A 10408-nucleotide genomic window follows, 5' to 3' on the forward strand; every position below is an offset into this window, starting at 1 on the left:
TATGGGCAACTCCGCGCCATGACCATCACCGCCCCCACCAGCGACTCCGATGCCGGCCGTCAGGCCTTCGTCCGGGCGAACACCGAGCTCGCGGCGCCGCCGCTGCTGCCGGAAATCCTGCTTCACCTCGCGACCCAGGTGACGCCGCTGTGGGAGGCGACGGAGGCGAGCCTCGCCGCCTGCAACCTGCCGCCGCCCTACTGGGCCTTCGCCTGGCCGGGCGGCCGGGCGGTGGCCCGCCACGTCCTGGACGATCCGGGCCTGGTGGCGGGGCGCCGGGTGCTCGACTTCGCGTCGGGCAGCGGCATGGCCGCCATCGCCGCCGCCAAGACCGGCGCCGCCCGCGTGGCGGCGGTGGAGATCGACGATTTCGCGGTCGCGGCGATCGGGCTCAACGCGGCGGCGAACGGCGTGACGCTGGACGTGCTGCGGGACGACATCGTCGGCCGCCCGCTGCCCGGGATCGACGTGATCCTGGCCGGCGACGTCTGCTACGAGCGGCCCATGGCCGAGCGGGTGATCGCCTGGCTGCGCGACTTGGCGCGCGGCGGCACGCTGGTCATCCTGGGCGACCCCGGCCGCGCCTACCTGCCCAAGTCCGGCCTGGAGGCGCTGGCCCGCTTCGCCGTGCCGACCTCCCTGGACCTGGAGGACCGGGAGGTTCGCGACACCACGGTGTGGCGGCTGCTGGGCGAGGATTAGGCCGGCCTGAGGGCTTCCCGCGCCAGCGCCGCCGTCTGCTCCGCGCGATAATCCGGGTCGGTGACGACGGCGTGGACGAAGCCGGCGAGAGTGCTCCCCGGGGCGAGCCGGGTCCGGACGGCTTCCAGAACGCCCGGCTGGTCCAGGGCGGGCCAGGTCCGGCCGGCGCAGGGGATCGCGGCCAGGGCGACCGGCCGGCCGTCGATCGCCAGGGCGCCGCGCCGGCTGAGATAGGCATCGGCGGAATCGATCGCGCCCAGCCCGTCGATCTCCAGCCGGATGCCGTCCAGCCCCCGGCGGTCGTAATTGACGCCGATCCCCTCGGTCGCGTCCATCCGCTCCAGCTCGGCCCCGGTCAGCCACTGCACGGCGATCTCGACCACCGCGTCGGGAGCGGGGCCGGGCACCGGGTGCAGGGTGGCCGGCAGGGCGCCGTAGCGGGTGAAATGGGCCGAATAGACCACGTCGAACCCGGCCAGCCTGCCGCACAGTACGGGGATCGCGAGGGGGTGCGGCCAGTCCCCGAACTTCCGGGCCAGCTGTTCGGGCGCCCGGTTGGAGCCGCAGGCGATCACCGGCACCCGGTCCGCCAGCAGCGCCGGCAGGCCGGCCGGAAGCGGATGCTGCGCTCCGTCGCGGAACAGGTAGGAGCAGGCCGGGAACGCGTAGGGATAGCCGGAGGCCAGCGCCACGACCGCGGGGTTTATAGGGGAGGAAGCCATGCCGCCGACGGTGCCGTGTTCGCCCCGGCACGTCAATCCGCTTGACGCGGCGCCGCCCAGGGCGATGTTAGGCCGACTTCCTTCCCGCCGTCAGAGATGCTGATCCGATGCCCTATTCCTCCCTGCGCGATTTCATGGACCGGCTGGAGCGCTCGGGCCGGCTCGTCCGGGTCAAGACGCCGGTCTCGCCCGTGCTGGAGATGACCGAGATCCACACGAGGCTGCTGGCGCAGAAGGGGCCGGCGGTGCTGTTCGAGAACGTCGTCCGGCCGGACGGGTCGCGCTACGAGATGCCCGTCCTGATCAACCTGTTCGGCACGGTGGAGCGGGTCGCCTGGGGCATGGACCGGGAGCCGAACCAGCTGCGCGGCGTCGGCGAGACGCTGGCCTTCCTGCGCCAGCCGGAGCCGCCGGGCGGTTTCCGGGAGGCCCTGGAGCTGATCCCGCTGGCCAGGACCGTGCTGTCCATGAAGCCGAAGACGGTGTCCTCGGCGCCCTGCCAGGAGGTCGTGCTGAAGGGCGACGACATCGACCTGGGCCGCCTGCCGATCCAGGGCTGCTGGCCGGGCGAGCCGGCTCCCCTGATCACCTGGCCGCTGGTCGTGACCAAGGGGCCGGGCAGGAAGCGCGAGGACGACTTCAACCTCGGCATCTACCGCATGCAGGTGACCGGCCGGAACACCACGCTGATGCGCTGGCTGAAGCACCGGGGCGGCGCCCAGCACCACCGGCGCTGGGCGGCCTCGGGCAAGCGCGAGCCCCTGCCGGCCGCCGCCGTGCTGGGGGCCGACCCCGGCACCATCCTAGCCGCCGTCACGCCGGTGCCGGACACCTTGTCGGAATACCAGTTCGCCGGGCTGCTGCGCGGCCGCAAGGTCGAGCTGGTGGATTGCAAGACCATCCCGCTGAAGGTCCCGGCCCAGGCGGAGATCGTGATCGAGGGGCTGGTCAGCCTGGACGAGTACGGCGACGAGGGGCCGTACGGCGACCATACCGGCTATTACAACGCGGTCGAGCCGTTCCCGGTCTTCCACGTCACCGCCATCACCATGCGGCGGAACCCGATATACCTCTCCACCTTCACCGGCCGTCCGCCCGACGAGCCGAGCGTGCTGGGCGAGGCGCTGAACGAGGTCTTCATCCCCCTGCTGGTCCAGCAGTTCCCCGAGATCGTGGACTTCTGGCTGCCGCCCGAGGGCTGCTCCTACCGCATCGCCGTGGTGTCCATGAAGAAGGCCTACCCGGGCCACGCCAAGCGCGTGATGATGGGCGTCTGGTCGTTCCTGCGCCAGTTCATGTACACCAAGTGGGTCATCGTCGTGGACGACGACATCGACGCGCGGGACTGGAAGGACGTGATGTGGGCCGTCTCCACCCGCATGGACCCGGCCCGCGACATCACCGTGGTGGAGGGCACGCCGATCGACTACCTGGACTTCGCCAGCCCGGAAAGCGGTCTCGGCGGCAAGGTCGGCCTGGACGCCACCAACAAATGGCCGCCGGAGACCAAGCGCGAATGGGGCCAGCAACTCCGCATGACCGACGAGGTGATCGAGGAGGTCACCCGCAAGTGGGACAGCTACGGCATCCCGCTGCACGGCAAGCCGATCTGGAAATAAGGAGAATACAAGAGAACTTGTATTCGGGATTGGATCTGGACATGTTTCGGATTAACATACCTCGAAATCGCGTGCGGTGACGGGTGCCAAGGCACGGTTCGATACGTGGATTGTCATGGCATCCGGACAGGAGAGATCGGCAGTGACAGCGCATCACCAGGAATTGCAGGGCAGCGAGACCGACCGTTTCCAGGCAGCTTCCATCGATCGGAGTCCCGTCCGAAGGTCCCGCAACCGGATCGTCCGGATAGGCTGGAACCTGGCGAGCCTTCTGTCCAGCCGAATCCGCGAGACCCGCGACCGCGCCATGTTCGACGACCTGGAGGGCGCGGCCCTCTTCGCCCGCAAGCACCAGAAAGACATGCGGGCGCAGTGGCGGCGGGTGGTGGACGGCTATCCCCGGTTCGAGTGAACCGGGCTCCGGTTCGAGCACGGTGAATTCCCACTTCCATGGACCGAGCAGACCGCGCGCTTGACGACGCTTACCGGCTTGCGGAATCTTCGAGTCGCAGGTCAGGGATATACACAGGACGGCGCAGTCCGCCGATCCCGACGGCATCGACTTCGACATCGAACAGGCGAGGGAGGCGATGGAAATCGCCCACCGGGTCCTGGACCGACTGGAGACGAACGCAACCACTCGCTCCCTGAAACACGTGGTCCTCGCGACCACCGCCTACATCCACGGGATCATGTCGGCAAGGCCGCTGGCCTGCCAGCACGCGAGCGCCGACTACGTCGATTTCGTCAATTTCACCTTCGCGGCCAGCTCGACTTTCGTCCGCCTGGAACTGGGCGGTTTCTTCATCATCCCGCCGGCGATCTTCCGGCGCTTCTTCCTGAGCTTCCGGGGCCGCGCGAACTGGCCCGAGCCGTTCGGCCACGACCTGGGCGCCGACCTGGAGCACGACCTGTCCACCATCCTGTTCTTCTTCGAAGCCTATATGCGCCCCGGGATCCTGACGGGTTACAGGTTCCGGAACCCGGGCCGCTTCCATCGGCGGGACTGACGTTCATCCCTCTTGCCGGCGTCGCTACGGAGCGGTTGCCGACGCGGGCGGATACGATCTTCGCCCTGGCGTGACCGCGTAGCCACGGCCGGTCCCCCACTTCTCCCCTTGCCCCGGACCGCATGCCCCCGCACTCTTCCGAAAGGCAACGGGCAGGCAGGGACGGGAAGAAGATGGCCGCGAGGAAGCAGACACAGAAGCCGCAGCGGATCATGCTGGACTTCCACCACCACGAGGGCCTGGGCCGTGAACTCGACGAGGCGATCCGCAACGACCTCTCCGTGGTCAAGCAGTCGGGGCGCTGCCTGTGGACCGCGTCGGACGAGACCGCCACGATCGAGCGGCTGACCACCGAGGACTGGAAGACCTTCGGCCGCCACACCCCCTATCGGCTGGCCGATTTCTTCGACCTGCCGGCGGAGGGGGAGGTGGACATCGAGGGACTCTCGGTCGACGGCGACTATCTCTGGATCTGCGGCTCGCACAGCCTGAAGCGCAAGAAGCCCGACCCGGACGAGACCGGCGTCGCGGAGGCGCTGGAGCGGCTGACCCGGGTGGAGTGCGAGCCGAACCGCTACCTGCTGGGCCGCATCCCGCTGGTCCGCGAGTCGGAGGACGGCGTCCACGCCCTGGCCCGGTCCGCGCCCTCGGGCGGCGGCGGCCCCGGCCGGAGGGCCGGCCGGCTCAAGATGGACGGGAAGGGCTCCAACGCCCTGTCCAGGGCGCTGCGCAAGGACGAGCATCTCGGCCGCTTCATGGCGATACCGTCCAAGGACAACGGCTTCGACGTGGAAGGGATCTCGGCGCGGGGCGACCGGGTATTCCTCGGCATGCGCGGGCCGGTCCTGCGCGGCTGGGCCGTCCTCCTGGAACTGGAAGTCACGGAGAAGGGCAGCGTCGGCAAGGCCGCCGGCCTGAAGCTGCGCCGCATCGGTCCCGGGGGCGAACGTTACCGCAAGCATTTCCTGGATCTGGACGGGCTGGGCATCCGCGAGCTGTCGCTGGAAGGCGACGACCTCCTGATCCTGGCCGGGCCGACTATGGACCTGGACGGGCCGGTGGTCCTGTACCGCTGGCACGACGCCTGGAACCAGCGGGAGGAGACGGTCATCCCGCGCACCCGGCTGGAGCGGGTGATGGACATTCCCTACGGCGCCGGCTTCGACCATGCCGAGGGCGCGACTTTGTTCGAACGGCCGGGCGGGCCTCCGGCGGTGCTGGTCGTCTACGACAATCCCGGGCCGGAGCGGCTGGATGCCGACGGCGCAGGCGTCGCGGCCGATCTGTTCCCGCTGCCGCCGAAGAAGCCGCGCATCCCAGCCATGTCCTGAGGAAGGTTGGTAGGCGGCCGGGGAGGGCTACCCTTGCGGCATGACCGCCTCCACGACCGTCCCGCTGCCGGGCGCCACCGCCGGCCGGCCGCCGCATATCGCGATCCTGATCGCCATCACGGCGATCGGGCCGCTGGCGCTCAACATCTTCATCCCGTCGATCCCCGGCCTCGTGCGGGTGTTCGAGACGGATTACGGCACTGCCCAGCTGGCGCTGACCCTGTACCTGATCGGCATCGCCTGCGGCCAGCTGATATACGGGCCGCTGTCGGACCGGTTCGGCCGGCGGCCGGTGCTGCTGGCGGGGCTGGGCGTCTTCGTGGCGGCCAGCTTGGTCTGCGCGCTGGCGCCCAGCATCGGCATGCTGATCGCCGGCCGGATCGCCCAGGCGGTCGGCGGCTGCGCCGGGATGGTGCTGAGCCGCGCCATCGTCCGCGACGTCTACGAGCGCGACAAGGCGGCCAGCACGCTCGCCTACATCACCATGGCCATGGCGGTGGCGCCCGCGGTGGCCCCGGCGCTCGGCGGCTTCCTGGAGGTCTGGTTCGGCTGGCAGGCCAGCTTCCTGCTGGTGCTCGGGTGCGGCGCCGCGGTGTGGCTCTGGAGCCTCGGGTCCCTGCGCGAGACCAATTTCCGGCGCCAGCCGCTGCCCGGGCCGGTCGGCATGGCGATCGGCTACGCGGCGCTGCTGCGTTCGCCGGAGTTCCTGGGATATGCGCTGAACACCGCCTTCGCGTCGGCCGTCTTCTTCGCCTTCCTGGCGGGCGCCCCCTACATCATGATCGACCTGCTGAAGCGGCCGCCCAGCGAGTACGGCACCCTGTTCGTGCTGGTCTCGGCCGGCTACGCGCTGGGCAGCTTCATCGCGGCGCGGATGGCGACCCGGCTGGGCGCCCGCCGCCTGGTGCTGGGCGGCACCCTGGTCAACCTGGCGGGCGTCGCCGTCATGGGCGGGCTCGGGCTGCTGGGCCTGTTCGACGCGCTGGCGATCTTCCTGCCCATGTGCATCGTCGCCGTCGGCAACGGCGTCAGCATGCCGAGCGGCATCGCCGCCGCGATCAGCGTCAACCCGAGGGTGGCCGGCGCCGCTTCGGGCCTGCTGGGCTTTCTCCAGATGTCGGTGGGGGCTTTGGCGACGGTGGCTGTGGGCTACCTGAAGGACGACGACCAGATGCCGATGATCCTGGTGATGGCCGTGTCGGTGGTGCTGTCCGTCGGGGCCTATCTGCTGGCGGTGGGGGCGGGGCGGCGGTCGGGGAGGGCGGTCCCGGTGCCGGGGACCACGGACTGACCGGGAGGTCAGTCGCCGACGCCGCCGAGTCGCAGGTCTTCGGCCAGGGCCGTTCCGGTCCGGGCGCGGCGGCGATCCTGGGCCGCGACCAGCCGTTCCATCATCCTCAGGTCGGCCGGACCGAGCGTCAGCGCGGTATCGACCCACAGGTCGGTGATCTCGTTCAGGTCCTGCAGCGTGATCGGGTTGACCCGCTGGCGCGCCTGGTAGATCGCCCGGTGGGCGGCGTGGCGGCGGCCGTTCTTGCGGACATAGTCGAGCAGCACCTCCTCGCCCTCGCCGTCCTCGGCCAGGACGTCCACGATGCCCATGTCGTACAGCTCGGCGCCGGTATGGACCCGGCCGCTCATGATAAGCTTCTCGGCGACCGCGGCGCTGCTCCGGCGGGCCAGGAAGTTGTAGGCGCCCATGCCGGGGAACAGGTTGAACATCACCTCCGGCAGGCCGAACTTGGCGCTGCGCTCGGCCACGATGACGTTGGCCGACAGCGCCGCCTCGAATCCGCCGCCGAGCGCGTCGCCCTGCACCAGCGACATGGTGATCACCGGCAGGTCGAGCGCCACCGAATTGGCGTGGATCTCGGCGACGCAGGCCCGGGCATAGGTCGCCAGCGCGTCGCGGTCGCGCCGGCGGATCAGCTGGGCGAACAGCCCGAGGTCGCCGCCCAGGTTGAACACGCCCGGCATCCGCGACCCCAGGACCACGTACCTGACCTGCGGCTCGGCGGTGTCGCCGCGCGAGGCCAGCATCTGGCGGACCCGGCGCAGTTCCTGCAGGACGCCGGGCGTGAAGCTCGGCCGGTCACTGAAACGGAAACGACACCAGAAGACGCCGGTCGCGGCGTCGAAGTCGAGGTCGAGCTCGCGGAACTGGCGGTCCAGGTGGAGCGGGGCGCGCCGAGGTTGCTCCGGGGCAGCGGCGGTCTTTTCAATTTTAACTGAATTGAGAAGGTGGCCGCTAATCTGCTCAAGCATGACTCTCTCCATCGCTTCCAGTATGCAAGGCGTCGGCCGGTCGGATCCGCGCTCGCCAAGGGTCGGGGTAGCCTGTGTCTCACCCATTATTTTGGGGTACAAACCTAAGAAACGGTTAATTGTATCTATCGTGTATGCATGCGGGATTTGATTTATTAGTGGTGTCGCTCTAGATTTGTCGTCGTAAGAATTGCGCTGAATGTCGTATTTACATTCAGTAAAGTTTTATAGAGCGAGCAGCCATCGGACCTGCCCGCCAGCCGTTCCGAATCTCCCGGAATGACCGGCGGGATACGCGATTACCCGCCCTGGCAAGGGCGCCACGTTTTGGGGAAAAAAGGTTACGGTGAGTTTCTTGAGGGTTTCCGTCTCCGAAACTGGGGTCGCCATCATGGGCGCCGAGGTCTTCATCATCGACGACCGCAGCGTCAATCGGAAAATCCTGACCAAGTTCGCGTCCTCGGTCGGCGACGACATCAACGTGTCCGACTTTCCCAATCCCGTGGAAGCCCTGGACGCCTGCCGGCGGACGGTGCCCGACCTGGTCATCACGGACTTCAAGATGCCCCTGATGGACGGGGCGGGGTTCATCCGGGCCCTGCGCGGGCATCCCGGCACCGCCGACGTACCGGTGATCGTGGTGACGGCCTACGAGGACCACGAGATCCGTCGCGAGGCGCTGGAAGCCGGGGCGACGGACTTCATCCTCAGCCCGGTCGATCCCTGGGAGTTCCAGACCCGCGCCCGAAACCTCCTGCGGCTGCGCGCCCAGCAGTTCGTGATCCATCGCCAGACCATGCGGGAGAGCGAGGAGCGCTTCCGCCTGCTGGTGGAGGGAGTGCGCGACTACGCCATCGTGATGCTGGACCCGGCCGGCCTGGTGACCAGCTGGAACGCCGGCGCCGAGCGGCTCCTGGGCTATCGCGAGGCGGAGATCCTGGGCCGGCCCGCCGGGGTGCTCGACCCGGCCGAGGGCACCGAGGGGACGCCGCTCGGCGGGACGGCCGGCGAGGCGCCGCCCGGCGGCGTCGGCGCCATGCTGGCGCAGGCGGCGTCGGACGGCAGCGTCCACGGCGAGCATGTCCGCGTGCGGAAGGACGGCTCCCGCTTCCAAGCCGACATCCTGGTGACGGCGATGCGCGACGATGCCGATCGGCTCGCCGGCTTCTCCATGGTCACCCACGACATCACGACCCGCCGCGACATGGAGGCTGCGCTGCGCGACGCCCTGGCCGAAAGCCAGGTGCTGCTGCGCGAGTTGCATCACCGCGTCCGCAACAACCTGCAGGTCATCAGCACCGTGCTGTACCTGCAGACGCTGGGCATGCCGGAAGGCGACCTCAAGCACGGCTTCCGCCGCACCCAGCAGCGGATCGACGGGCTGGGCCTGCTGTTCCGCAACCTGCTGGGCCCCAGCCGGATCACCAGCGTCCGGTTCGACGGCTATCTGGCGGACCTGTGCAACAGCCTGGTCCGCGATTTCGACGCCGGCCGCCAGCTGGTGCGCCGGGCCGACATCGGTACGATGGCGCTCGAGCTGGACATGGCGGGGCCGCTCGGGCTGGTGATCGCCGAGATCCTGTTCACGGCGGCCGAAGGGGCGCCGGCCCGGACGGGCGGCGGCCTGACGGTGCGGGTGGAGCCCGAGTCGGGCGGCCTGAGGCTGAGCTTCGAGTTCGACCTCGCGCCCGGCGCGGGGCCGCCCCAGGTCGGCGGGCGGTACGGGCTCGGCCCCGCCGTGATGGCCGCCCTGGTCGATCAGCTCGGCGCCCGCATCGCCCTCGACGAGGCGGCGGTCGCGGGGGACGCCCCCGAGGACGGCGCGGCCGCGCCGGAAAGCCGGGCGCGGATCTCGCTGACCATGCCGGCGAGCCTGTTCGAGCCGGTCTGAACCTTGTCCGGTCTCCGGCGGGTTGACCTGGATCAAACGAGGTATGGACGGCATCGGATATAAGGTTGTCCCTGCAGCAAGGGGGACCACCGCATGGCGAGGCCGACTGCCGCCCCGACCGGGCGCGAACGGATGTTCGGCGAGGACGAGATCATCGTCAGCAAGACCGACCTGAAGGGCCGGATCACCTACGCCAATTCCGTCTTCCTCAGGATCGCGGGCTATGACGAGGCCGAGGTGCTGGGCCAGCCGCACAGCATCATCCGCCATCCCGACATGCCGCGCGCGGTGTTCAGGCTGCTGTGGGAGACGATCGCCTCCGGGCGGGAGATCTTCGCCTACGTCAAGAACATGGCCCGGGACGGCGACCATTACTGGGTCTTCGCCCACGTCACGCCGAGCTTCGACATGGCCGGCGCGATCACCGGCTACCACTCCTTCCGCCGCTGGGCGCGGCGCGACGCCATCGCCGCGGTGGAGCCGCTGTACGGCAGGATGCTCGCCGCCGAATCGGCCGGCGGGGGGCGGCACGGCATGGCGGCATCGACGGCGCTGCTGCACGACGCGATGGCGCGGAAGGGGGCCGGCTATGACGCGTTCATCCTCTCTCTCTAGGATCCGCGCGCTGGCCGGCGCCACCGCCGCGGCCGGGGCCGCCGGGGTGCTGGCGGCCCTCCTGGCGTCCGAGTCGATGCCGGCCTGGTGGAGCGCCGTGCCGCTCGCCGCGGTCCTGGCGGCCGCCGCCGCCATCCTGGTCCTGGCCGGACGGGTGGAGCGGGCGATCCGGCGCGCCGACGCGATCTGCGCCGAGGCCGCCGCCGGCAACTACGATCACCGGATCACCGGGGTGGAGGAGGGCGGCGACCTC

At 69.7% G+C, this 10408-nt stretch carries 11 protein-coding genes (1 of these 11 cut by a window edge); 9 read left to right on the plus strand and 2 right to left on the minus strand.

Annotated elements, in window-relative coordinates:
- The first annotated feature begins 18 nt into the window (after nucleotides 1-18).
- Nucleotides 19-702, plus strand: a complete 684-nt coding sequence (locus IGS68_RS02645; RefSeq protein ID WP_201077123.1) for a class I SAM-dependent methyltransferase — start codon at nucleotides 19-21, stop codon at nucleotides 700-702.
- Here IGS68_RS02645 and IGS68_RS02650 read toward each other — a convergent pair.
- Entirely contained in the window at nucleotides 699-1424 is a 726-nt protein-coding gene (locus tag IGS68_RS02650; RefSeq protein ID WP_201077124.1) for a gamma-glutamylcyclotransferase family protein, read from the minus strand. The two genes, IGS68_RS02645 and IGS68_RS02650, sit on opposite strands and share 4 nt — an antisense overlap.
- A 107-nt stretch (nucleotides 1425-1531) precedes the next feature.
- Here IGS68_RS02650 and IGS68_RS02655 point away from each other — a divergent pair, with 107 nt between their 5' ends.
- From IGS68_RS02655 to IGS68_RS02675, 5 genes are all read left to right on the plus strand, one after another.
- Entirely contained in the window at nucleotides 1532-3043 is a 1512-nt protein-coding gene (locus IGS68_RS02655) for a UbiD family decarboxylase (protein ID WP_201077125.1), read from the plus strand.
- Nucleotides 3044-3185: 142 nt separating this feature from the next.
- Nucleotides 3186-3455, plus strand: a complete 270-nt coding sequence (locus IGS68_RS02660) for a hypothetical protein (RefSeq protein ID WP_201077126.1) — start codon at nucleotides 3186-3188, stop codon at nucleotides 3453-3455.
- 178 nt (nucleotides 3456-3633) lie between these two features.
- Nucleotides 3634-4053, plus strand: a complete 420-nt coding sequence (locus IGS68_RS02665) for a hypothetical protein (RefSeq protein WP_201077127.1) — start codon at nucleotides 3634-3636, stop codon at nucleotides 4051-4053.
- Nucleotides 4054-4226: 173 nt separating this feature from the next.
- A complete protein-coding gene (locus tag IGS68_RS02670) occupies nucleotides 4227-5384 on the plus strand; it encodes a DUF3616 domain-containing protein (RefSeq protein ID WP_201077128.1) in 1158 nt (385 codons plus the stop codon).
- A 40-nt stretch (nucleotides 5385-5424) separates the two neighbouring features.
- Complete coding sequence (locus IGS68_RS02675) at nucleotides 5425-6675, plus strand: multidrug effflux MFS transporter (RefSeq protein WP_201077129.1); 1251 nt, start codon at nucleotides 5425-5427, stop codon at nucleotides 6673-6675.
- Nucleotides 6676-6683: 8 nt separating this feature from the next.
- Here the strand turns inward: IGS68_RS02675 and IGS68_RS02680 are convergent, their stop codons facing one another.
- A complete protein-coding gene (locus IGS68_RS02680; RefSeq protein ID WP_201077130.1) occupies nucleotides 6684-7649 on the minus strand; it encodes a crotonase/enoyl-CoA hydratase family protein in 966 nt (321 codons plus the stop codon).
- A gap of 346 nt (nucleotides 7650-7995) precedes the next feature.
- On the opposite strand from IGS68_RS02680, the gene IGS68_RS02685 reads away from it, so the two are divergent.
- The 3 genes from IGS68_RS02685 to IGS68_RS36125 form a co-directional block, all read left to right on the plus strand.
- A complete protein-coding gene (locus IGS68_RS02685) occupies nucleotides 7996-9540 on the plus strand; it encodes a response regulator (RefSeq protein ID WP_201077131.1) in 1545 nt (514 codons plus the stop codon).
- Between the two features lie 93 nt (nucleotides 9541-9633).
- Entirely contained in the window at nucleotides 9634-10155 is a 522-nt protein-coding gene (locus IGS68_RS02690) for a PAS domain-containing protein (RefSeq protein WP_201077132.1), read from the plus strand.
- A protein-coding gene (locus IGS68_RS36125; RefSeq protein ID WP_201077133.1) for a methyl-accepting chemotaxis protein crosses the window boundary here: on the plus strand, nucleotides 10130-10408 show its 5' portion. Its footprint extends 1269 nt past the window's final position; only the first 279 of its 1548 coding nucleotides appear in the window; the start codon lies at nucleotides 10130-10132; its stop codon lies beyond the right edge, outside the window. Before IGS68_RS02690 ends, IGS68_RS36125 begins: the two co-directional genes overlap by 26 nt.

The organism is Skermanella sp. TT6 (assembly GCF_016653635.2).
GTDB lineage: Bacteria > Pseudomonadota > Alphaproteobacteria > Azospirillales > Azospirillaceae > Skermanella > Skermanella cutis.